The organism is Limnoraphis robusta BA-68 BA1 (assembly GCF_034932365.1).
Classification (GTDB): Bacteria; Cyanobacteriota; Cyanobacteriia; order Cyanobacteriales; family Microcoleaceae; genus Capilliphycus; species Capilliphycus robustus.
The window spans coordinates 34,195-58,425 of the sequence record NZ_JAYGHR010000085.1 but is presented as its reverse complement, the minus strand read 5'-3'; the positions used below and the strand labels follow the sequence as shown (position 1 = coordinate 58,425).

Sequence of the window (24,231 nt, the reverse complement as noted above, 5' to 3'; positions counted from 1 at the left end):
TTTACAGTTTACAGTGACCAGCTTTTACAGTTTACAGTTTACTGTTCACTGTTGACTGTTCACTGTTCACTGTTATTAAGACTGCCATCCTTTCAAAACTTTCTCGGCAATGGTATTAAAGGACTGTCCGAGTTGTTTTTTGATTTTCCATCGACTAAATGCTTTCTCGTATTCTTCCCCTTCGGTTTGATAGGTTCTCCAGGCACTCAACGCTAAGAATAAACCCCAGATTAACATAATTGACAGCGCAAAGGAAATCCCCTGTGTTGTCACCAAATTGAGTAAAATTAGAAAAGCACTAACAATTCCAAATTTCATTAAGTCCTGTCTCAATTTCTGATGACGTTGGGCATTAAAAATCAGTTTTTCGTGAGAGTCTTGTCTCGAAAGATGCCATTCTTGTTCCGCCAGCGCTAATTCACCGGGAGAAATGCCCAATTCTGCTGCAATTTCCATCAATTGAGAGCGAGAAAGTTCTCCGTCTTCATCTTTTTTAGCAAAAGCAATCTTGAGAATTTCCTGGGCTTCTTGTTGAATATAAGTTTGTTGAGTGATCGAGTTTTCGGATGTTTCCATCGTGAGTTTCCCATAGGCTAACTTATCCTGATTTTAATATTACCAAATCCTTCAGAGAACTGTGAAACGGCTAGGGGGGGGATTTCTCGACTGTCAAGGGCGGATAATATTAACCTCCCAAGGTGTACAACCAACCATCTCGCCCACAGATGATAATTTTGCCATCCCAGACAACCGGGGTAGACTCAAAGGAAATTCCGGGTTTAAACTGTCCGACTTGTTCGACTTTCAGGCGATAATATTCTCCTGCTGCATTTTCTAAAGCGTTGGAGTCGTTGGGTTTTGCGGTTTCCCAATATAAATTAAACAGATAAACGCCATTATATCCAGCCGTTACTAATTTATAACCATCGGTAAAAATTGGTGTAGAAATTGAACCGCCAATTCTTTGTTTAAAGACGATAACAGGGGTATGATAACTTTGTTTTAATAGCGGCCCTTTCACTTTTTCGCCTGTGATTTTATCCTGAGAACCAATATAAAGATAGCCATCAATTGCATTTGTAGCAAATAAAGCGGGAAAACCATCCGGGTTGTATTCATCGTTCAAGCCAACAGAACCAATAATTCCGCCTTTCCAACTGGCTAAATTTGTATTTCCGGTGGGTAAAAACCATTCAACGCTATCTTGAGGTGGTTTATCTGGATTGAGTTTTATCACACCACCTTGGCCGGGAATAAATTCTTTTTCAATCGTACAAAAAAGCCTATTAGATTTTGAGATAACGGCTGTACCATCTAAATCTGAACCCGTGTAAAAATCCCAGATAATTTTGCGTTCATCTAAACTAATTCCATAAATATGTCCAGAACCTGAAGCTAAAAAGAGGCGGTTGTCGAGGCGAGAAGGGGAAGACTCACTGACAATATTTCCGCCTTGTCGTCGAGAGTCTGAGGAAGTATACAGTGGAACTTCTGATAATATTTTTGGTTGCCGAAAGCCTAATTTTTTTTGAGCGGCTTTTGTCGAACTGCTGAGGAAGTAACCGATGCTATTTTCTCCCGCATTAAAAATAATATCATCACCGAGATATAATGCTGAACTGTCATTATCTTGGCTATAAGAAGCTGTTTTTTTTATATTCAGTTTCCAGAGTTCTTGACCCGTTCTAAAAGAAATTGCTCGAAAACTGGGTGCAATTCCATTTCGGGGTCTACCTGTTCGACTGCCTTGTAAAATCACAATTTGATTGTCTATGGTTGCTGTTTCATCAATATAAATACTCGAAGAACCTTTAATCACATCATCAAATTTATATTTCCAAATTTCTTCGTTTGTTTCAAAATCTATCTTTCTTAAATGATGATCATAGGCACCAATAACTAAATAGATTTTACCTTGATCGCGTGTAATTGTGGGTTGTCCTGTCCAACCAGCCCCACTCCAAACTTTTCGGGTACTCCCAACATAAGTTACTCCGGTTCCCAGGGGAAATTTATGGATAATATTCAAGCCTTCAGGAACCCCTCGACCATAAAATCGTCTCTGAGGATTCCCCAAAAAAGTCGGAACTAATAAATCGGTTTCGGCTTGCAAATAACTGACAATTTTATTAAAGCCATTGCTGATATTCTGTTCTTTTAAACGGGGTTGAAAAAAGTTTAAAAACGTTCCCGGAAACAAGGCACTGATTAAAAATTGAGCTGAATATTTGTGGAATTTTCGTCTGGATAGGTTCATCGACTTAAGGGTGCAATTCTAAAAGCAATCATTATTAAACCATGAATTGCTCTGATTGGTAGAAAATGTAAGTTGCCTAGAGTTTTGGGGTCATTTACGCTAAACTAGAAGACTAATAAGCGGACTCAATATGAGCAGGTGTTCCTATGGCTAACCGTCTTGCCCAGTCCAAAAGTCTCTATCTTCGCAAACACGGGGAAAATCCCATCGACTGGTGGCCCTGGTGCGATGAAGCCCTGGAAAAAGCCAAGGGTGAGGATAAACCCATTTTCCTTTCGATTGGCTATTCTAGTTGTCATTGGTGTACAGTGATGGAGGGTGAAGCGTTTTCGGATCGGGCTATCGCTCAATATATGAATGAGAATTTTGTCCCCATCAAAGTTGACCGCGAAGAACGGCCGGAAATTGATAGTATTTATATGCAAGCGCTACAAATGATGACGGGTCAAGGGGGCTGGCCGTTAAATATATTTCTCTCTCCTGATGACTTAGTTCCCTTTGTTGGTGGCACTTATTTTCCGGTTCAACCTCGCTACGGACAACCGGGTTTTATAGAAGTTTTGCGACGAGTCAGGAATTTTTATAATACAGAAAAGACTCGTTTGCAAAATCTTAAACAAGAAATTCGTAATGCTTTAGTTGAATCAACATTATTACCTGCTTCTCAACTGAGTGAGGGTTTATTACAACAAGGTTTAACAACCAATACAGGCATTATTAGTCGCAATGATTTTGGTGGGCCGCGTTTTCCAATGATTCCTTATGCGGATACGGCTTTACATGAAACTCGATTTGATTTGGAATCTCGTTATGATAGTTTACAAGCTTGTACTCAACGGGGAACTGACCTCGCTTCTGGGGGAATTTATGACCATGTAGCGGGGGGTTTTCATCGGTATACGGTTGACCCCACTTGGACGGTGCCGCACTTTGAAAAAATGCTTTATGATAACGGACAAATTGTTGAATATTTGGCTAATTTATGGAGTAAAGCCGTTACTGAACCTGCCTTCAAACGATCAATTTCGGGAACGGTCAATTGGTTAAAACGAGAAATGACTGCATCAAAGGGATATTTTTATGCGTCCCAAGATGCGGATAATTTTACCACTCCTGAAGAAGTTGAACCGGAAGAAGGGGCGTTTTATGTATGGACTTGGCAAGAATTAGAGGAGATTCTTTCACCGGGAGAATTTGGAGAATTGCAAGCCCAATTTACGGTTACAAAAGCGGGTAACTTTGAAGAAAAAAATGTCTTACAGCGTTGGAATTGTAATGAACTGAGTAAACAATTAGAATCAGCCTTAGCAAAATTGTTTGCAGTGCGTTATGGTTCCAAGCCTGAAGATTTAGAAACGTTTTCTCCCGCTACAAATAACCAAGAAGCCAAAACCAAAAACTGGCCCGGCCGTATTCCTCCCGTCACAGATACTAAGATGATTGTGGCTTGGAATAGTTTGATGATATCCGGTTTAGCGAGGGCGGCGACGGTTTTTCAACAGTCAGAATATCTGAAAATTGCCACAACAGCCGCACAATTTATTTTAGAGAATCAATGGGTGGATGAACGACTGCACCGGGTTAATTATGATGGAAATCCTGATGTTTTAGCCCAGTCGGAAGATTATGCGTTATTGATTAAAGCCTTAATTGATTTGCATCAAGCCAGTGTATTAGACGCGAGTTTTAAAGCCCCCGAATATTGGTTTGAAAAAGCGGTTCAAGTTCAACAGGAATTTGATCAATTTCTCTGGAGTTCAGAATTGGGCGGTTATTACAATATTGCGATGGATGCGGGGAACGAATTATTAATGCGAGAACGTAGTTATATTGATAATGCTACCCCGGCGGCGAATGGAGTTGCAATGGCGAATTTAGTGCGGTTATTTTTGCTGACTGAACAGTTAGACTACCTCGATAAAGCCGAACAAGGTTTACAGGCATTTAGTAGTATTATGGAAAAATCCCCCCAAGCCTGTCCGAGTTTATTTGTGGCGTTAGATTGGTATCGTAATAATACCTTAGTCAGAAGCAATGTAGAACACATTAAAACCTTGAGTTCTCAATACTATCCTGTGACGATTTTTAAAGTGGATACTAACCTTCCTGAAGGGGTAACGGGGTTAGTTTGTCAGGGGTTGAAATGTAAAAAACCCGCTAATACCTTTGAGGAAATGCAGCAACAACTTCAAGAGAGTCAAACTCGTTCCTAGAAGATTAAAAATTCCTGGTTTCTCAAAGAAGCCGGGATTTTTTTTGTCATTTAGTATTGCTAGAGGTCAATTTATGCTTAAATAAACGGTATGATTCTCGTCAAAATTTATTTAAGGTAAATGTTAGAAGATTTAAACTCAATTTGGAAACGGGTTAATAGTTCAATGTTGCTGCGTTTCCTGTTACTGTTTGCTTGCGGTTGGGTGGTTGTTCAACTGATTGATTATTTCTACTCTGTTATTACAATTTTTACCATTTCCGCAACGTTGGCGGCTTTATTAAATTATCCGGTTCAAAGCCTTTCTCGTTATATTCCGCGTGGATTTGCCATCGCTGTTACTTGTATCATAACCTTTGGATTATTAATAGCTTTAATTGGTATACTCGGTGCAGAAATTATTAACCAGGGACAGGGATTTGTAACCAGTTTACTGAATTTTTTACAGGATTCTGATGTTAATCCAATCGAAAACTTTTTAGATTCGATTAATATTGAAAGGATTATTCAAACCTTACAAACCGGATTGCTAACAGGTTTAGGTTTAGTTCAAGGCACATTTTCAAACTTTTTAACCTTAATTTTTATTGTTGTAATTTGTGTTTATATGCTGATTGATGGAAGTAAAATTTGGTCAGCTTGTTTAAAAATATTACCTGTAGAGATTCGCGAGCGCTTTTCTGTAACGGTTCAAGAAAGTTTCATTGGTTTTTTTCGTGTTCAGTTTTTATTAGTGCTATTTTTATCAACTTCTGGGTTTATTGTTTTTTCAATTTTAGGTATTCAATATGCTTTATTTTTGAGTATTATTTTAGGTGTAATTGATCTGATTCCGGGTATTGGTGGAACATTATGTGTGATTGTCGTGAGTTTATTAGTGTTTCTCTCTCAAGGGGTTTGGATGGGGGTTAAAGTGTTAATTGCAGCAACAATTTTACAGCAAGCTCAAGATAACATCATCTCTCCTAAACTGATGAAAGATAACTTAAATATTAATCCTGTCTTTCTGTTCTTTTCTCTGTTTGTCGGGGAAAGAATTGCCGGAATTTTAGGCGTATTTCTCGCGATTCCGATTGCTGGAATGCTGATTAGTTGGTTGAGTGAACCCCAGGAGGAAGACAATTAAATAGAGAAACTGAAGTCATTTTTTATTCAGTTGTTTCTTTTTTTGGACGGGAAAACATAGCTTTAAACCAACTGGTTTTACTCAGACTATTTCCCCACATCACAATTCCCGTTGTTAACATCAACAGCAACCCCAACCCATTCAATAAAACATAAACAGGTTCGAGTTGCTTTCCGAGATATTCTCCTTCGTGAATCACCATTAAAAAGTGAACTTGATCGCGAGATAAACCAAACCAACTCTTTCCTAATCGATAAGCTACACCTGTCGTTGCCGTAATCAAAAACGGTAGCATAATAATCGGAGCGAGTTGGCGATGGAATTGGCGAAGTGTACGAAGGTTCATAGGAGATTTGGTGTTTAAAAGTCCTTATCGAATATCTGAAACTTTGTTAACGGTGATCGGTTTATTCAACTCCACAGAATCATTATAAATTTCAGAAGGCGAAATTTGGGGTTGAAGAGTCGGTGTTTGCTGAATGGGTTGATAGGGTTGGCTATTGTAGTCCTGATAACCATCCTCATTATTGTAATTGTACCCGTCATCATAATTCCCGTAGTCATTGTAATCGTTAGATCTCGGAGGTTCAGGTTCAGGTTGAGGTTCAGGTTCAGGTTGAGGAGGCGGAGGGTTCAACCATCCTTCCCAGGTTTGAATTTGAGGTTGAGCCGCATTAAACGCATTTGTTCCATAAGGAATTTTCTTCAACGTAGCGATCGCCGCAGGTAAATCATAAACTGATTGATCCAAACCGATGTCTAACATTTCCTGACTCCATTCCCCAATTAAACGATCCGCACGTCCCCGCCAAGAACTCGAAGGAGACACTTGAGAAGCCAGTTGAATCGCTTTGACATAACTATCTACGGTACCACTAGCGGCGATATTTTCTGCATCTTGAACATTTTTAGTATCTTGAAGTTCAGCTTTCCATCCATCAACCTTCATTTTGGCTTCAGGATAGAGTACAATTCCGGGTTTAATCTGTTCAGCCACCGAAATGGCTTGGGCTAAATCTCCGTCTGAAGCGATTTGAACGGCTCGATCTAAAATGGGTTGAAATTCCAAGCGTTGGCTTCTTTCTGCCCACTCAGAAATTCGATCTTGAGCTTCATCATAAAGCGCCCGTCCTTGGCTAATTTGTTGTGCTTGAGAAATCGCTTCTTTGAGGGATTTCACATCTCCAAAACTGGCTAATTGATCGGCATTTTCTAATAAAGGTCTATCTTCTATTTCTTCTATTTTCTGATTCCAACGCACCATCTGAACCTGGGCATCGTCGCCCCGAGGATTAGAAGTCGGAATTGATCGCAGTTCAGCAACAGCAGCCTTTAAGTCTTTAACAGCACCAGAACGGGCTAATTTTCGAGCTTTTTCTAAAGTTGCCACATCCGAGATCGCCTGTTGCCAGTCGCGAATATATTGTTGTGCTTTATTATGAAAAGGACGACCGACATTAATTTTACGAGCTTGAGCGATCGCATCTTTCAAGCCTTCTACCGTATCCAACGAGGCGGGAATATGAGCGCGAGATAACAAGATAAAATCTTCAACTTCTTTATCTAAATTCGCCCGTTTGGGGATTTGCTGCGCCATATTAATTGAGCGTTGCCAATCTCCAGTTTTTAAATTTTCTTCTGCTAAATTCAGAGCGGTTTTGCTGTATTCTGTAATCGCCTTTGTCGCGCGATCATAGAGATAACTTTCTGAACCAATTACCTCTGCTTTTTTGATCGCTTCAATGATATTATCAAAACCACCTTGTTCAGCAATTCCTCGGGCTTCTGCCAATTTTTTGCTTTCTTCACGAACAATCTGAACGAAATCGGTCAGTTCTTGATATTTGGTTGTTTCCCAATATTGATTTCCCATATTCAGCAAACGAGTCGCTTCTCGAAATGCCAAATTCGTCTGTTCTTGACGCAAATGATCTTCCGCTTTGCGGTAAATACCCTCAGCTTCTTTCCAGAGAGCGTTCCATTCTTTAATTCGTTCTTCTACCTTCGCCATTGCTGGGGTATCTTGAGGAACTTTGCGAGCGCTTTCTATGGCTTTTTTCAGTTCACCTGCTTGAAATAAATTTTCACTCAAATCGAGAATATCCAGTGACCACTGTTCAATCCGACGGTTAATTTCAGGACGGAGGGGGTGAGTTTTCGATAAACCATCCACCAATTCAATCGCCACCAACAAATCTTGAACCGTTTCTTTTTTAGCGGCGGTTTCTGCACAATAAAGACGCAAAGAAGCCGAAGCAATCGGCCAGAAAATTTTCGGACAATTGGGTAAAGACGGCGATCGCAACAGCATCGAACTGGCTAAATATCCCACACCTCCCGGCGTTAAGATCATCAACACCAACCACAACGGCGTTAACTTCAGCACCAAGGCTCCCTTCGACTGTTTCGGCGCTCGGGGTGGCGGTTCAGGAATAGGTTCCGATGGAGGAATCGCTAAAGTCTGCGGAATCACAGTCTCCGGTTGGGGATCTGTTTTTGGCGGTTGAGTTGATTGTTCCTCAAGCCCCGACTCCAACAACGCCCGCAACTCTTTGAGTCGTTCAGCGCGACTTTTCCGCAGCGACAAGGGTTGCGCGGACAGTTGAGGATCTTTTCCTGGTTGCGTGGATAATCGTTCTATCCAACGGCTCTGTTTCTTGTGCTTTTCACTCATAGGTATGCTAACCCAAAACAGCTCTCACCACACAAACGCCTCGACTCCCGACCTGACAGTAGAAGTATGGGCGACAATCTACCGTAAATGAAAGGGGGAGAGAGGTTCAGGTCAGAGTATAGCGGCCATTGGTATACAACAGCTTCAACCCGATAATTCCCATGCTCCAATCTCCCCCATCCTGGTTTGATCAGACCAGGGTTTTGATTTTAACTTCGATTCGACTGTCATGTACAACTTGAGCTAGCTGACATCAGAACAGAATCGATCTTCTCCGAATATTAGGTGAATCGGTTCGCGATCGCAACTCCTCAATCAGTTTAGAGAGATGATCGCCATTGGCTTGATAGACTTCCCCGCAAAATTCACACTTGGCTTCGGCGCCGTTGTCTTTGGCGATCATGTCCCGCAGTTCGGCTTCTCCGAACATTTTTAAAGCGTTCAAGACTCGTTCAAAGGAACAACTACAATCAAAGCGGACAAGTTGGGTTGTCGGTAGAATCTTTAAGTCCATATCTCCCAACAGGTGTTGGAAAATGTCGGGTAGGGTTTGACGTTGGCGTAATAGGGGAGTAAACCCAGATAAGCCTTCAATTCGAGATTCTAAGGTTTTTACTAATTCTTCATCGGTTGCGGCTTTGGGCAGGACTTGCAATAATATTCCCCCAGCCGCTTGTACACCCTCACTATCAACAAACACGCCCAAGACCAAAGCAGAAGGCGTTTGATCGGAGTTGAGAATATAGTAAGTCAGATCGTCACCAATTTCCCCAGAAATCAGTTCAACGGTACTCGAGTAACGATAGCCATAGCCTTCATCCCGCACCACATAAACAAACCCATTGCGACCCACTGCACCCCCAACGTCGAGTTTTCCTTTTTCGTTGGGCGGAAGTTCCACATCGGGATTTTCTACATAACCTCGGACGGTACCATCTAACCCCGCATCAACGAGAACTCGACCAAGGGGGCCGTCTCCTTTGATTTGAATGTTGACTCGGGATTCAGCTTGCTTCAAACTCGAAGCAAGTAACAATCCTGCGGCCATTGTCCGACCGAGCGCCGCCGTAGCAACGTAGGAAAGTTTGTGGCGTTGTTTGGCTTCTTCGGTTAAGCGGGTGGTAATGACTCCCACCGCCCGGATTCCATCCGACGCCGCCGTAGCGCGAATCAGTTGATCAGCCATGCTTACATTTCTTTACACTGCCTATTTTAACCATTGTAGTTTTTTCCGGGGTCTTGGCTGAGGGAGAGTGCGATCGCTTACCATATAAGACAGTTATCAGTGACCAGTTATCAGTGACCAGTCAATATGTGTCAGGTCTTAGGTGTCAGGTGAGATGATAACTGTTAACTGAAATAACTGGTCACTCTCTTACAAACTTTGCTCTCGGCGGAAACCGCCGGGCCGCAAGTTTGCGCTGGTTACTGTTCACTGTTCACTGGTTACTGTTCACTGTTAACTGAAAAACTGGTCACTGATAACTGGTCACTGTTAACTGTAAAATACTATGCTGGGTACTTTTCAACAAAGCAATCTTCGTATTGAAGTCGAAGCGTCAGAAGCGGCGATTCGAGATAGTTTATTACGCCCGAGTCAGTTTCAACAATGGTTATGGCCCCAGCAGTTTTCTCCGGGACTCCCGGAACAGTTTCAAACCGGGATGATGTTTACCAGTTCTATTGGGCCTGTTACCATTCAACATTATGTTGATGTCGCTGAGTCGAACTGTCTCCGTTTGTTACTGAGTCGGGGAATTGATGGTTTTCACGAATGGTATTGGGGCGAGGGTTGGCTTCAGTCCCGACTGGAAGGAATTTCGGTGATTCCATTGAATTTAGGTCAAACGATTAATTTAATGCGATTAAAAGAATTTTTGAGTCATCAAAATAAGGTAGGGGCGGGTTCACGTTAACCTTTGATACCCACAAACAATTCAGATAAACCCGCCCTCAACAGTGAACAGTAACCCTTCGGGTTCAGCAGTCGCTCCACTTGGGGAGACCCCAAGACCGCGCTGCTTCACCAGTGAACAGTAACCAGTGATAACTAATAACTAATAACTACTAACTAATAACTGTAAAAACTGGTAACTGCATAACTGTAAACTGTAAACTGTAATGCCGAACCCGCCCCTACGGTTTGATTGTATATTTGTTAGGGGCGATCGCATTTTTTGATTTTTGTTGGTATTTTGTGTTATAATTTATAGGAATTACATCTTTATTCTAACTTTCTATGGTAACGGTTCAATCTGCTGCAAAACCGCTTTTAGGATTGTCTGTAGACGAATTAACGGCTTGGGTTCAACAACAAGGACAACCTGCCTATCGCGGTAAGCAACTCTATCAATGGATTTATCAAAAGGGGAGTAAATCTCTATCTGAAATTACAGTTTTTCCAAAACAATGGCGAGAAACGGTTAGAGATTTTTCTATTGGTCGTTCTACTATTCATTATCGTGCGGTTGCGCCGGATAAAACGGTCAAATATCTGTTAAAGTTGGCGGATAATAATATTATTGAAACAGTCGGAATTCCTACCGAAAAACGCCTAACGGTATGTGTTTCGTCTCAAGTCGGTTGTCCGATGGCTTGTGATTTTTGTGCGACGGGGAAAGGGGGATTTGTTCGCAATTTAGAAACCCACGAAATCATTGATCAAGTATTAACGGTTCAAGAAGATTTTGGGCGACGAGTCAGCCATATTGTGTTTATGGGAATGGGAGAACCCCTTCTCAATACGAAAAATGTCGTCAAAGGGATCAAATCTCTTAATCAAGATGTTGGTATCGGACAGCGAATGATCACGGTTTCAACGGTGGGAATTCCCCAACAAATTCGTCAATTTTCTGATTATCAACTGCAAGTGACTCTGGCGGTGAGTTTACACGCTTCTAACCAAATGTTACGAAAAAAACTGATTCCCAGTGCCGAACATTATCCCCTAGAAAAACTTTTAGCAGATTGTCGAGAATATGTCAATCAAACCAGCAGACGAGTCAGTTTTGAATATGTTCTTTTAGCGGGTTTCAATGATAAAACAGAAAACGCAGTTGAACTTGCTACCCATTTACGCGGCTTTCAAAGTCATGTGAACTTAATTCCTTATAACCCGATTTCTGAAGTTGATTATCAACGTCCGACTCCACTGCAAATCAATAACTTTATGAAAGCGTTGAAAGATCGACATATTGCGGTGAGTGTTCGTTATTCTCGGGGTTTAGAAGCCGATGCTGCTTGCGGACAGTTACGCGCTTCTCTGGCTAATTCTTCTCAAAATTAGCTCACAGTCTGACGAATTTGTAAAGGTGTTTTTCCCAAACGTTGCTTGAATAGGTTGGTCATGTGACTTTGGGAAGAAAAACCACAGTTTACCGCAATTTCAGCGAGAGATTGTTGAGTTTTTATTAACAATTTTTCAGCCATTTCTAGGCGTTTCTTGATAATATATTGATAGGGCGTTAAACCCATACTCTGTTTAAAACAGCGCAAAAAATGATATTCACTCAAGCCAACTTGTTGGGCTAAAGTGGTAATGGTAATCGCTTCGCTGTAGTAGATTTCAATATAATCGATCACCTGTTGTAAACTATGCCTTGAAAGTCCACTTTTAACGCGAGGAATGGAGTGTTTTTCGTGAGAATGACACTCTATTAAGCGCAATACAAACGTCATACAAAGGCTTTCTTTATATAAACTTGAAGAAATATCGGCATTTTCACTAACTTTTGCTAACGTGAGTAAAAGCTGTTCAAGTAAGGGATCTTGTTGTTTCAAGACAGAGTTTAACTCAAAGCGTTTTCCCTCTAAAAAACGTTCAGCATAGTGGTTGAATAATTGATGATCAATCGATGCAATTAACCCATGACAATTTTTCCACGCCGCCCAATGAGACGCCCCGGTTGGAAAGATAAAAAACTCACCAGGAGATAAGCGTAAATCCTGTGTGCGATCGCTATTATGACGAAGGGCGAGGCGATAGGGATGCTTGATGGTTAAGCCGATCATGTGGCGAGTTAATATTGTTTGTCCCGGATCTTCACTACTATTATTGTCACACCGATAAAGTTGAATCATCTGGGCGGGTGTTTCATAAGCCACAGATTTAGGGTTGGTGATAATTGCCATCGAAGTTTAGCAAAAATATAAAATATTTCGCAAAAATCAGCAAGACAAAGCTTTTAGATCTGTTGAATACTCAGGTTAATTTTACAAAATTGCTGATGAATACTCAATTGAATCTTTTTTCCCCGGTTCAACTGGGCGCTTATACCCTGCCTAACCGTATCATTATGGCACCGATGACCCGTCTAAGGGCGGATGACACCGTTCCAACGGCACTGATGGGAATTTACTATGCTCAACGGGCTGATGCTGGATTAATTGTAACTGAATGTACGATGGTTTCGCCGTTGAGTAAGGGTTACATGAATTGTCCGGGAATTTATTCGTCGGAACAAGTGGAGGGCTGGAAACAGGTGACGGAAGCGGTTCACGATGCAGGAGGGCGGATTTTTCTGCAATTGTGGCATAGTGGACGGGTAGCCCATTCGTCGTTGTTGGATGGGGAAACGCCTGTCGCCCCGAGTGCGATCGCAGGCGAAGGACAGCTACATACACCTGTTGGGAAGGTGGCGTTAGAAACGCCTCGCGCTTTAGAAATTGATGAAATTTCAGAGATTATTGAACAGTTTCATCAAGGGGCAAAAAATGCAAGGTCAGCAGGTTTTGATGGGGTTGAATTGCATGGGGCGTTTGGTTATTTAATTGATCAATTTTTGCAAGATGGTTCTAACCAACGTAACGACAAATATGGCGGAACGGTTGAAAATCGCGCCCGGTTTTTATTGGAGGTGGTTGAGGCGGTAACGCAGGTTTGGGGCGGCGATCGCGTCGGGATTAAGTTGTCTCCGAGTAATACGTTTTATGGGATGAAAGATTCTGATCCGAAAGCGACGTTTAGTTATGTGATTGAGATGTTGAATCCTTTTAATTTAGCGTATTTGCATTTGATGGAACCGAATGAACAGGATTTAGCAACTCGTGAGGTTTTGCATCCAGTTTTGCCGATTTTTCGTTCAATTTACTCGGGAACAATTGTCACGAATGGCGGTTATACTCAAGAAAGCGGTAATGCAGTGTTAGCTGAAAATATGGCGGAAGCGGTATCGTTTGGTCGGTTATTTTTAGCGAATCCTGATTTAGTGAAACGCTTTCAAGTGAATGCTGTTTTAAATGAAGCAAACCCTCGGACTTTTTATGGTCAAGGTGCGAAGGATGCTGAAAACGGTTATACAGATTATCCGTTTCTCGCCGACTTAAAAGTTTAGATGAATTTGGAGGAGGGTGAACTCCTCCAAGTTTTTTCAAAGGTTATTGAATACCAAAAACAACAGATTTGACGGACTGTAAATTTCCTGCATACAAACCGGGTGCTTGGGCTTCGATGACGTTTCCGGTTTTCGGACAAGTTACCATTAAATAGTCACATACCCCACATTCGGTTTTAGTGTGTTCCGGGTGGTGCCAACGTTCGGCTAATGCGCCACAATTCGGACAGTGAACTGCTTGTTTTGTTACCGTTTGAATGGATTTTTGTTTTGTAGTCATTTGAAACACCGCTTGTGTGATTGAGTAAAGGTTTTAAAGTGAGGTTCAATTTATTTCCGAATTTAGGCTGTAGGAATGTAACCCGATGTGACTACCGATGATTGCTAGAATTATAGAGTCTGATCAAACAAGGAGCAATCTTTTTCTACTTATCCTTATCGTTTGTCATCAATGACATCCCCCACAAATCCTTCTTTCGGCATATTTCATTGATCCCCTTTGATAAATTATGTAGATTTTACTGATTTAATAGAGGATCTTATCACAGTTTTCTCTAAAAACCAGAAAATATTTTCGTGAAGATAGTTTAAGGTTCCTCCAGGAAAATCATTAAAAAAAGTTAAACAAATCAAACAAAAGGCGGCAATAAGATTAATTTAATACTATTAATGGTTTTGGGCTTCAACAGAGGCGACTAGATCGTTGAGTTCTTGCTGCATTTTAGTTTGAACCTGTTGATAACAAGCATTGACATATTTGTTATCTTGAGCGGCTTCTCGGCCATAGCGTTCCAAGAAAATCGGCGCACATACTCGGGTATGAATCTGAACAGGTAGAGGAAAATTGGGCAATGGCCCGATGCTTATTCCCCAGGGAAGACCCAGATAAATGGGAAAAACTTCGGGGTCTATATTATTTATTAACCAAGGCATTCCCAAGTCATGCAATTGTTTGACCTGTTTGTAAAAATCTGCTAAAACAATTAAAGTATCGTGAGCGCCCCAAGAAATCAGGGGAATAATCGGAACTTCTTCTCGTAAAGCCAGTTTGATAAAGCCTTTACGTCCCGCAAAATAAATTTTATCCCGTAAGGAATGAGGACGAAAAACGTCTTCTGCACCTCCTGGATAAACAACGACTGGGGCGTTACGTTTAAAAGCTGCGATCGCCATTTTCGGATGGGCTATAATTGCACCACATTGCATCGCTTGACTGGCAACAGACGGTGCCGCTTTCCACATATTTGGGTGCATCAAGCCATACAACAAGCGATCAGTCCCAAAACGCCGAAACCAGTCATACAAACACATATGCATATCGGGTGAGGCTAAACCGCCATTGTGAGAACCGACAACCAGAAATTTCCCCTCAGATGGGACATGGTGCCAACCGTCTGTTTGAACTCGAAAATAATAGCGATAAAACCATTCCCACAATGGCATTAAAGCGTTAATATAGTCGGGGTTGCGTTCGTCTAAAGACCAACCATCGTAGCGAGAACGAGAAACAGGGGGACGAAAATCGGCGGAATCTGACACTGTAGATTAAGAATTGTAAACATTACCACTGCCTAAGATAATCTAGTTTTGCTAAAAGTGCCAATAGATGGAGATCAATTAATGATGAGTTCTGAATATTCACACCGTCTCATGGCAAACTTAAATCTAGAGGATGAAGTCATCGCTCATATTTTGACAAATGCTAAAGTCATTGCCGTTGTGGGTCATTCTGATAAACCCTCACGAACCAGTTATCAAATTGCCCAATTTTTACGAAGGGTTGGTTATCGGGTTTATGCAGTTAATCCAACTGTCAAAGAAATTGAGGGTGAATGTTGTTATGCGAGTTTAGAAGAGATACCTGAAAGGATTGATATTGTTAATGTGTTTCGTCGGGCAGAATTTTTATCTGAAATTGTCTCAGAAGCGATCGCAATTCAGGCGAAAACGGTTTGGGGACAGTTGGGTGTTATTGATGCAAAAGCCGCTCAAACGGCGATTGATGCTGGCTTAACTGTTGTGATGGATCGCTGTATTAAAATTGAGTATGCACGCCTGAATGTACAGCATTTTAATGGCTCTCAAGCCGATTGAGGTTCTGAGTGTAAGTAATAGGTGTCTCGTCCGCGTTGTTTGGCTTGAGATAAGGCTCTAATGGCTACAGTCATTAAGGCTTCCGCCGGACAAGATTCTGAACTCGGAACCACACTAGAAACTCCTAAACTTAAAGTAACGAATTGACTGACATTGGATTGATTGTGAGGAATTTTGAGTTGTTGAATAGATGAACAAATGGCCTCAGCAACCTGTGAAGCTTCTAAGGAATTGGTATGGGGAAGAACCACTGCAAATTCTTCACCGCCATAACGAGCAACCAGATCCGCAGGTGTACGAGTAATTTGCAAAAGAGTTTGAGCGATTAGTTGCAAACAGTCATTTCCGGCTTCATAACCGTAGGTATCATTATAATGTTTAAAGTAGTCAACATCGCATAAAATAAAGGATAATGGCGCTTGTTCACGTCCGAGTTTTCCCCATTGTTGACCCAAATATTCTTCAAAGCGCCGACGGTTGGCAATTTGGGTTAAATCATCAATGGTTGTAATTCGTTTTAATTCTTGAGTGGCGCGTTGGACGACGGCTTTGGCTTGTTTGCGATCGGTGATATCATTGGGAATTGCGAGGAGATAATCTTGTCCGTCATATTCAAAGATTTCGGCTGATAATAAGACGGTTCTAATGGTTCCTAATTTAGTCCGATAATTAAATTCTTGATTGCGAATGGTTCCTTCTGATTGTAATTGTTGAACGACTCGTTGTCGATCATCGGAGTTCACCCAAAAATCTAATTCATCTGCGGTTTTTCCAATCAATTCATCAAAACTATAGCCGGTTAAGCGACAAAAGCTTTCATTGACTTCAATATAGCGTCCTTCTGCGAGGGTGCTAATCGTCAAAGGATGGGGACTACAGCGAAAGGCTTTAGAAAACTTTTCTTCAGATAATCTAAAGGCGGATTCTGCTAGTTTTCGATAGCGAATTTCTTCTTGTAAAAGCTGATTTTTTTCTTCTAACAAGTGATTTTGTCGTTCGAGTTGTTTGGTTAAACTGCGTAATTTGAGGTGAACATTCACTCGGGCGATCGCTTCTTCATGTTGTAGGGGTTTTGTAATGTAGTCAACGGCACCCAAAGTAAACCCTTTGAGTTTATCAACGGGATCTGTTAAAGCCGTCATAAAAATCACAGGAATGTCTTTAGTTGCCTCTAAGGCTTTCAGGCGACGACAGGTTTCAAACCCATCAACTCCCGGCATCATTACATCTAATAGTATCAAATCTGGTATGATTTTTTCCAGTTTACTGAGGCAACTTTCGCCATCTTTAGCGATTAAAACTTTGAATCCAAAGTCTTTTAAAAAATCCGATAATACTTTGATATTCGTCGGATTGTCGTCAACAATTAATATAAGTTCTTGCTGTCTATTTTCTATCATAATTTTAGCCTTTTCAATGAGTTTAGTTTAATAGAATTAAATTGATAATAGCTTCTTCATCAAACTCCTGCGCCATTTCTAACATTTTTAGCGCAAAATTAGCATAACTTTCATCTAACCCCTTAATTCGTTCTGCTTCTTGTTCAATCGTTTCAAAATCCCCAATTTCTAATGCTTCTTTAACCGTGATCAATTCCGAGATGGGCGGCACTACCATGTCGGCACTGTTGTGATATTTTGCTGCATAACTCACGCCATTTTGAACTTCAGTTTCTTCATAAATCCAAGAGATTTTCAGCAAGACTTGTAAGGTTTCTAGCAAATCTTCAAGCTGCAAGGGTTTCGGTAAAAACGCATCACAACCTGACTCTTGACTTTTTTGGCGATCCAAGCTAAAAACACTGGCAGAAGTCGCAATAATATTTGTTTTTTTAAAGTGAGGTATTTGGCGAAGTTGTCGAGTCATTTCAAAGCCATCCATATGGGGCATGACTAAATCAGTAATAATCAGATCCGGTTGATGGAGAATCGCTTTTTCGATCCCTTCCTCACCGTGAGTCGCTTCTAGCAGTTGAAAACCTAAAGGTTCTAACATATTAATCAGAATCGAACGATTATCCCAACGATCATCAACGACTAAAATTTTATATTTTTTACCTTTGTACCCTCTAATAATTGCAGGCATCATTAAACTCGCATCTACCCATTGTGAAGCTTCATGTAAATCTAAATCAACCCAAAATTTACTGCCTTTGTTTACAACACTTTCCACATTTAACGTACTTCCCATCATTGCCACAATTTTCTGGGTAATGGCTAATCCTAATCCCGTTCCTTCAGCTTTCCGAAAGCGATCGCCAACTTGTTCAAACGGAATAAAAATCTTATCAATTTGTTCGGCAGGAATGCCAATTCCTGTATCTTCCACTAAAAATCTAATTTTGTGAGTTGCACATTGAGGCGGCGTAAAACATTGCTCCGGTTGTTCAAGTTCACAAACCGTAGCCGCACCATTTTCAATCAGTTCAACACTAAATTTAACACCGCCTGTATCGGTAAATTTAATCGCATTACTAATCAAATTAATCAAAACTTGGCGCAATCGTTTTTCATCGGTATGAAGATTTTGGGGCAAATGTTGACTGGTTTGATAGCTAAAGGAAATATTTTTTTGTTCAGCCCGAACACGGCAAATTTCCGAGACGCCACAGAGAAACGTTAAAAAGTCAAAATCCGTCGGATGAAGTTCTAGTTTTTGCGCTTCAATTTTAGACAAATCGAGGATATCATTAATTAACGTCAACAGATGAGAACCACATTGTTTAATCACTCCTAATCCTTTTTGTTGCTGGGCGGTAATCGTTTTATCCCGTTGCAAAATTTGAGCATATCCCAAAATTCCATTTAATGGTGTTCTTAATTCATGGCTCATATTCGCTAGAAATTCACTTTTAGCACGACTTGCAGTATCCGCCGCCGCTTTAGCACGTTTAAGTTCTTCTTCGGCGCGTTTGCGTTCGGTAATATCACGAACAAAAGCGGTATAAATCCGTTTTTTTCCCAGTTGTAATTTAGAAATAGAAGCTTCAATGGGAAATTCTTCTCCATTTCGACGTCGGCCAAATACGGTATTTCGTTCGCTCATTTTACGAGCCGATAATGAGGTTTGGGTAAAATTTTTAATATGCTGATGATGATCTTCAATAAACCGTAAAGGCAGTAAAATATCAAGGGGTTGACCGAGAACTTCGGCTTGAGAATAGCCAAAAATCTTTTCTGCTCCTTGGTTAAATAGAGTGATATGTTGAGTTTCATCAATGGAAATAATCGCTTCGTCTGCATTGTCTAAAATGCCAGCAAAGCGGGCTTCTGAGTCTCGTAAAGCCAGTTCAGCTTCATATTTAGCTTGAGCGATCGCAATTAACGCCCCGACTCGTCGCACTAAGTTAATCTCTTCTTGACTCCAAACTCGTGGTGATCGTACATTATCAAGACCAATAAACCCGACATCTTGATTAACTTCTAGCCCAGTTAATTGCATCGGAACAATTAATAAAGATTGGGTTGTTAGGCGTTTCAGTTCGGCTTTTTCTGCCTCGGCCACATCGGGTAAATGAGCAATACTGGAAACTTGAAAAGGCTTACCTTTAAGAATCGTTTGCACAAACCAAGGAAAAACTTCAATCGGAACTCCTTGATAATCTTGAATGAAAGACGGAACATCCTGACCGCACCATTCGTGAGTTTGAGTTAATTTGGTATGATTATCGGTGTAACGAAAAACATAAACGCGATCGCAGTCCATAAATTCGCCTGTGGCTTGCAAGGCTAGATGAATTCCTGCATCAGTATCTTGGTTGAGAAACTGTTCGGAAATGCGACTGAGTAAATTGTCTTTTTGGGCGCGATATTCCAGGGCTTCTTCGGCGCGTTTGCGATCGCTAATATCGGCGTGAGAACCTGCAAACCGAACCGCTTCTCCATTCTCATCAAACAGGGCTTGTCCACGAGATAAAATCCATTTATATTCACCATTTTTGCAGCGCATTCTAAACTCAAACGTAAAGTAAGTCGTTTTGCGCTTCGTATGCTCTTCAATGGCTGCTAAAATTAGGGGAAAATCATCAGGATGCACACGCCCTGACCATTCATCGAGGGTATTTCCGATCTCGTGATCTTCATAACCTAACATTTCTTTCCAACGACTCGAATAAAAGGTTTCACTGCTTTTCAAATTCCAGTCCCAGATGCCATCATTGCTTCCTCGTAGGGCCAGTTGCCAACGTTCTTCACTTTTTCTCAGTTGTTCTTCTTCACGTTTTAGTAGGCGATTTTTTTCTTCGAGTTCCCAAGTTCGTTCGGCTACTTTTTGTTCGAGACTGGCATTGAGTTGTTCTAATTCTTGATTAATTTTATGGAGAGCGGTGTTTTGGGCGGAGAGTTGTTTGTCCCGTTGATAACTTCGTAAAGCGGCGGTTACGGTTAAACACAGATCGGTTTCATTCCAAGGTTTGGGAATATAACGATAGAGACTGGCGCTATTAACTGCATTGCCAATAGCTACGGTGCTGGCTTGTCCAGTCAGGAGAATTTTTAGGGTTTTGCTCGAGCGCTCGTGAACTTGTTTGAGGAGTTCATCTCCAGTCATTTTGGGCATGATCAGATCAGAGATGATTAAGGGAATTTCCATCTGTTCGCTTTGTAACTCTTCTAGAATTTCTAGGGCTTCTTCTCCACTTTCTGCCAGTTCAATATTATATTTTTCTCCCAAATAGGGTAAGAGCTGATCCCGTAGACTAATCAGCACAACTCGTTCGTCATCTACACAAATAATAGCGGGTTTGCCCATAGATTCTCCCTCTATATTTTTTGTTTCCCAACCTCTTCGTCTTGAAAATTAATGATTTTCAAGGAGATTCCCAACTTTGATTCTGGTTTTAGAGGTCAATTCTTTTGAATAATCAATTAAAGTTTATATTAGACTGAGTTTGAGGTTAACGTTTAAGTCTCTCTGAAAAGACTAAAGCCGTAAGAATTTTTACTGACTCGGAAATTTATTCTAACCCAAACAGACCCTCTCGAATGATTGAGTCAACGGATGTCCGATGCGATTAACCCTGTCGATCCAGTGGGTTTAAAGATTGACTATTTTCCCACCCTAATCATCAGGATAAGCTGAAATTTCAACCCGATCTGTTCAAATTGAACTGATTTTACTCGAAGATGTAATGGCCTGATGAATGGGCAACCAGACTGTAAAGGTTGTTCGTCCTGGTTGACTTTCCACCTCTATCTGTCCATGATGTTGCTGAATTATCTGACGGGCAATATCTAACCCCAAGCCTGTCCCAACTCCGGCGACCTTAGTCGTAAAGAAGGGTTCAAAGATTTTGTCTTGGATCTCAGCAGGAATACCACAACCGGAGTCTGTCACTTGAACTCGGATCAAACCCTGATGGCCAGTCGCGGTGATGTCTAATTTTCCCTGACGTCCCATTGCCTGAATCGCATTATGAATCAGATTAGCCCAGACTTGATTGAGTTGTTCAGGATAACATACAATCTCAGGTAGATCTTGATAGCTGGTACTCACTTGAATCCCCTGTTTTAACTGATGTTGGTAAAGAATTAAAACGCTATCAATTTCTTCAGCAATTTGAGCGCTAATCATGCGATCGCAAGGATCAGGATGAACGTAACGTTTGAGAGCGGAAACAATCGTTGAAGCTTTATCGACAGCCAGCTTAATATTTTCACTATTTCTCTGTTGCAGCGTCAAATGATAAGCCGTGTCTAAAATTTCGCTATGATTCTGATTTTGTAAGAGGCGTAAAATCCCAGGCGTTGCTTCTGTTATCCCCATTTCGACTAACATGGTGGCGATTGTTTCTGCTTGTTCAATTCCTTGGCGGGTTAACTGTTCTTCCAGGCTGCGTTTGAACTGACGTTCTTCTCGGAAAGACGGAGGAATATGACTCGGGCGACAGGCGGCTAATAATGCCATCAAATCTTCTTGTTGAGTTCCAGACCATTTTCCCAGTAAAGAAGGCAGTTGTTTTAAGGTGCGATCAAAGGCATGAGAAAGGTTCTGAACCGAAGCATAAATTGCTGCCAAAGGCGTATTAACTTCGTGAGCAATTCCCGCAATTAGTTGTCCGAGAGCGACCATTTTTTCGGATTGTACCAGTTTTTTTTGAGTCTTTTTTAACTCACTCAAGGTTTCCGAAAGGGCTTGAGTTTTTTCAGTAACTTTTTGATTGAGATTGCTGTATCGACAAGCATTTTTTAAGGCGCTCGCCATCCCTGGAGAGAGACGATTAAACAGTTCTCGATATTCGGGAGTAAAAGCGTAGGATGTGAAATAATTTTCTAAGTATAAAATAGCAATCAGTTCACCGTGAAGTCGCAGGGGCAGACAAAGGAGAGACAGAGGTTTAACGGGACTATTAGGAATGAGATCCACTTCATTCTCAACATCGTTCAACAGCAGAGAAGTTTGAGTGTGAAGGACGCGATTAACAATCAGCCTCATCAACGGACTTTCAACGGTTTCTAAGGGCAGAGATTGTAAGATGTCTACAGTCTCAGACTCGAGACTTCCAGAGGCTTCGATTACCCATTGACCGGATTTTTCGAGAATCAGCCATGCTTGACTAGCGACTGGGGTTTCTAGAATCACCTCGATTAATTGAATCAGGAGATTGTTAAGTTCGAGTTCTTGGGAGAGGGCGCCCGAGGTGGCGAGTACCCAATTTAGATCCAAGCGGGTAGAACTTTTCGGGGCGGAAGTTCCACGCAGTCGGAAAGGTTCACGGGTCTGTCTATCGGGGAGCGGACAAGACAGTCTGAAGGTTGCACCGGATGATTCAAAATTATTGTGATCGTTATTCAGTCGCCTCATGTGTTCTCTCAATCCCTCTGAAAAATCAACCACAGTCGCAAACTGATCTGTTTTCCGTGACAGCACTATAGTGCCGAAAGTTGTCTTTATTTTAGCGATGTCTTCTGATGGGTCAAGTTGATGGAGCGTTTCCCTAACTATCTTTGAGAAGGATACATTTGGGGTCGTTATCGCTATATGATGAACATCTGCTATTTTCCGACGATCAGATTTTGAATCCGTATAATTCCTTGCAACCCAGGGCTTGAGTGAATTTGATGTTGTCCAAAGTCGGCCGAGTCATCAGCCGTTAACAACGAATGACTGTGATCCCTAATTTGATCTTGCCGTTTGGTCATTCAACTGCTACGCTAGCTGACTAAGACTGTGGTGTGAATTTTATTTTTTTAATTTTGGGCATCCTGATTTTAGATGGGATTGACAGAAGCAGATCGACGGCGATCACTCGAGGCAATCGGAATTTTTTTGAAAAAAACACAATTTACAACAAAAACACCAGATACTATGCTTTTTAATCAAAATCAATCCAATAAAAACTGTTTTGCTGCCGTTCCCCAATTGTCTCGTTCATTTTTGAAAACGGTGGTATTGGGAACTCAGGTGATCGGTGCCTCATTGTTCTTTCTTGGGGTTAACCTCCCGGCGGCTGACAGTCGCACTCCATCTCATTCTGCTGCTTATACCATGTCTTCCCCTTCAGCTTCCGAAAACCTCCCGCCAGCTTCAGTCTCAGAAATGGCACGTCAGGTAACGGTGAGAATTTTTGCCAATCGTAGTGTTGGGTCGGGTGTGATTATTAACCGTTCAGGACAAGGATACACCCTGATTACAAATGCTCATGTGGTCGGAAATCACTCCGGTAATTTTATGATTTTGACCGCAGATGGACAAATGCACGGGGGACGTCTGGTTTCCTCATCCAACCATCTCGATTTAGCAGTCTTGCAGTTTAATAGCAGTCGCTCCTATCAAGTGGCAACGATGGGAGATAGCAATCGGGTTGCTGTCGGAGAAAAGGTGATGGCGGCGGGATTTCCCAATTGGTTGAATACAACGCCAGGACAGATGCAAGACACTCGGGACTGGGGAAATCGGCCGTTTCAACTCACTGAAGGTCAAGTGGGAATGGTACCGAACCGAACCTTAGTTGAAGGCTATCAACTGGGTTATACCAACGACATCCGTAGTGGAATGAGTGGTGGCCCTGTGTTTAACCAACGGGGTGAACTGATTGCGATTAACGGTCGTTCTAAGTTTGCCCTCTCAGCCGATAAGGTTTATCGCTATACTGATGGTTCCGCTCCTTCTCCTGAACAAGTTCAACAAATGAAAGCTCTCAGTTGGGCGATTCCCATTTCTAATATGCCGTTACGCGGAATGTCTTAGTCGCTGCTTGCCTCAGACTGTCTGATCTCCAGATTACTGGTTTTGAATTTTGGAGACGGAGATCGCTGAACCTGTAGTGGGGTCTGTTACTTCGTAGCGATAGATGGTGACTCCTCCCTGTCTGATGCGATTGATTTCTTCTGTATGATCTTCGCTATGGTATCGAGCGGAAGGTGTTCTAGGCGTTTCGCTGATCACGCCTAACAAACCAATCGTGACTAAAGCAACAGCCGCAGAAATTTTCACGGGGTTATTCAGGTTTTGATTGTTGAGTTTGATTGATTTGCCAAACATGATCAGTTCCTCTGTAGATGGGGTTGAGATAATTGAATAGTGAACTGCACTGGG

Annotated in this window: 19 protein-coding genes; 7 read left to right on the top strand and 12 right to left on the bottom strand. The window is 41.6% G+C overall.

What is annotated here, in order from left to right:
• Nucleotides 1-75: 75 nt before the first annotated feature.
• Both VB836_RS25170 and VB836_RS25165 read right to left on the bottom strand, forming a co-directional pair.
• Complete coding sequence (locus tag VB836_RS25170; RefSeq protein WP_323223604.1) at nt 76-576, bottom strand: 2TM domain-containing protein; 501 nt, start codon at nt 574-576, stop codon at nt 76-78.
• A 109-nt stretch (nt 577-685) separates the two neighbouring features.
• Nucleotides 686-2,257: a hypothetical protein gene (locus VB836_RS25165; protein WP_323223603.1), complete on the bottom strand. Its 1,572-nt coding sequence runs from the start codon at nt 2,255-2,257 to the stop codon at nt 686-688.
• A 146-nt stretch (nt 2,258-2,403) separates the two neighbouring features.
• On the opposite strand from VB836_RS25165, the gene VB836_RS25160 reads away from it, so the two are divergent.
• Both VB836_RS25160 and VB836_RS25155 read left to right on the top strand, forming a co-directional pair.
• Entirely contained in the window at nt 2,404-4,470 is a 2,067-nt protein-coding gene (locus tag VB836_RS25160) for a thioredoxin domain-containing protein (RefSeq protein WP_323223601.1), read from the top strand.
• 120 nt (nt 4,471-4,590) lie between these two features.
• Nucleotides 4,591-5,595, top strand: a complete 1,005-nt coding sequence (locus VB836_RS25155; RefSeq protein ID WP_323223599.1) for an AI-2E family transporter — start codon at nt 4,591-4,593, stop codon at nt 5,593-5,595.
• 22 nt (nt 5,596-5,617) lie between these two features.
• On the opposite strand, the gene VB836_RS25150 is transcribed toward VB836_RS25155, so the two are convergent.
• The 3 genes from VB836_RS25150 to hslO form a co-directional block, all read right to left on the bottom strand.
• Nucleotides 5,618-5,941: a hypothetical protein gene (locus VB836_RS25150; protein ID WP_046280092.1), complete on the bottom strand. Its 324-nt coding sequence runs from the start codon at nt 5,939-5,941 to the stop codon at nt 5,618-5,620.
• Between the two features lie 24 nt (nt 5,942-5,965).
• Nucleotides 5,966-8,269 carry a hypothetical protein gene (locus VB836_RS25145; RefSeq protein WP_323223596.1) on the bottom strand — a complete coding sequence of 768 codons (2,304 nt, stop codon included), beginning with the start codon at nt 8,267-8,269 and terminating at the stop codon, nt 5,966-5,968.
• Between the two features lie 253 nt (nt 8,270-8,522).
• A complete protein-coding gene (hslO, locus tag VB836_RS25140; RefSeq protein ID WP_323223594.1) occupies nt 8,523-9,455 on the bottom strand; it encodes an Hsp33 family molecular chaperone HslO in 933 nt (310 codons plus the stop codon).
• Nucleotides 9,456-9,780: 325 nt separating this feature from the next.
• On the opposite strand from hslO, the gene VB836_RS25135 reads away from it, so the two are divergent.
• Together VB836_RS25135 and rlmN are read left to right on the top strand one after the other, a co-directional pair.
• Nucleotides 9,781-10,185 (top strand): hypothetical protein, encoded by a 405-nt coding sequence (locus tag VB836_RS25135; protein ID WP_323223592.1) that lies wholly within the window; start codon nt 9,781-9,783, stop codon nt 10,183-10,185.
• A gap of 323 nt (nt 10,186-10,508) precedes the next feature.
• Nucleotides 10,509-11,555, top strand: a complete 1,047-nt coding sequence (gene rlmN / locus VB836_RS25130) for a 23S rRNA (adenine(2503)-C(2))-methyltransferase RlmN (RefSeq protein WP_323223590.1) — start codon at nt 10,509-10,511, stop codon at nt 11,553-11,555.
• Here rlmN and VB836_RS25125 read toward each other — a convergent pair.
• Nucleotides 11,552-12,400, bottom strand: a complete 849-nt coding sequence (locus VB836_RS25125) for an AraC family transcriptional regulator (protein WP_323223587.1) — start codon at nt 12,398-12,400, stop codon at nt 11,552-11,554. The two genes, rlmN and VB836_RS25125, sit on opposite strands and share 4 nt — an antisense overlap.
• Nucleotides 12,401-12,495: 95 nt before the next feature.
• On the opposite strand from VB836_RS25125, the gene VB836_RS25120 reads away from it, so the two are divergent.
• A complete protein-coding gene (locus VB836_RS25120; protein ID WP_323223585.1) occupies nt 12,496-13,602 on the top strand; it encodes an alkene reductase in 1,107 nt (368 codons plus the stop codon).
• A 43-nt stretch (nt 13,603-13,645) separates the two neighbouring features.
• Here the strand turns inward: VB836_RS25120 and VB836_RS25115 are convergent, their stop codons facing one another.
• Complete coding sequence (locus tag VB836_RS25115) at nt 13,646-13,882, bottom strand: hypothetical protein (RefSeq protein ID WP_046280277.1); 237 nt, start codon at nt 13,880-13,882, stop codon at nt 13,646-13,648.
• 386 nt (nt 13,883-14,268) lie between these two features.
• Nucleotides 14,269-15,141: a lysophospholipid acyltransferase family protein gene (locus VB836_RS25110; RefSeq protein WP_323223583.1), complete on the bottom strand. Its 873-nt coding sequence runs from the start codon at nt 15,139-15,141 to the stop codon at nt 14,269-14,271.
• Between the two features lie 81 nt (nt 15,142-15,222).
• Between VB836_RS25110 and VB836_RS25105 the strand changes: the two genes are divergently transcribed.
• Entirely contained in the window at nt 15,223-15,696 is a 474-nt protein-coding gene (locus VB836_RS25105) for a CoA-binding protein (protein WP_235441116.1), read from the top strand.
• Here VB836_RS25105 and VB836_RS25100 read toward each other — a convergent pair.
• The 3 genes from VB836_RS25100 to VB836_RS25090 all read right to left on the bottom strand — a co-directional run bounded on the left by VB836_RS25100 (nt 15,684) and on the right by VB836_RS25090 (nt 22,497).
• On the bottom strand, nt 15,684-17,096 hold the full coding sequence (locus VB836_RS25100; protein WP_046280279.1) for a diguanylate cyclase domain-containing protein: 1,413 nt from the start codon (nt 17,094-17,096) through the stop codon (nt 15,684-15,686). The two genes, VB836_RS25105 and VB836_RS25100, sit on opposite strands and share 13 nt — an antisense overlap.
• 22 nt (nt 17,097-17,118) lie before the next feature.
• On the bottom strand, nt 17,119-20,445 hold the full coding sequence (locus VB836_RS25095; RefSeq protein ID WP_323223580.1) for a PAS domain S-box protein: 3,327 nt from the start codon (nt 20,443-20,445) through the stop codon (nt 17,119-17,121).
• Nucleotides 20,446-20,793: 348 nt separating this feature from the next.
• Nucleotides 20,794-22,497 (bottom strand): GAF domain-containing sensor histidine kinase, encoded by a 1,704-nt coding sequence (locus VB836_RS25090; RefSeq protein ID WP_323223578.1) that lies wholly within the window; start codon nt 22,495-22,497, stop codon nt 20,794-20,796.
• A gap of 504 nt (nt 22,498-23,001) precedes the next feature.
• Between VB836_RS25090 and VB836_RS25085 the strand changes: the two genes are divergently transcribed.
• Complete coding sequence (locus tag VB836_RS25085) at nt 23,002-23,883, top strand: S1 family peptidase (RefSeq protein WP_323223576.1); 882 nt, start codon at nt 23,002-23,004, stop codon at nt 23,881-23,883.
• A 33-nt stretch (nt 23,884-23,916) separates the two neighbouring features.
• Here the strand turns inward: VB836_RS25085 and VB836_RS25080 are convergent, their stop codons facing one another.
• Nucleotides 23,917-24,177: a hypothetical protein gene (locus VB836_RS25080; protein ID WP_046280280.1), complete on the bottom strand. Its 261-nt coding sequence runs from the start codon at nt 24,175-24,177 to the stop codon at nt 23,917-23,919.
• Nucleotides 24,178-24,231: the final 54 nt, after the last annotated feature.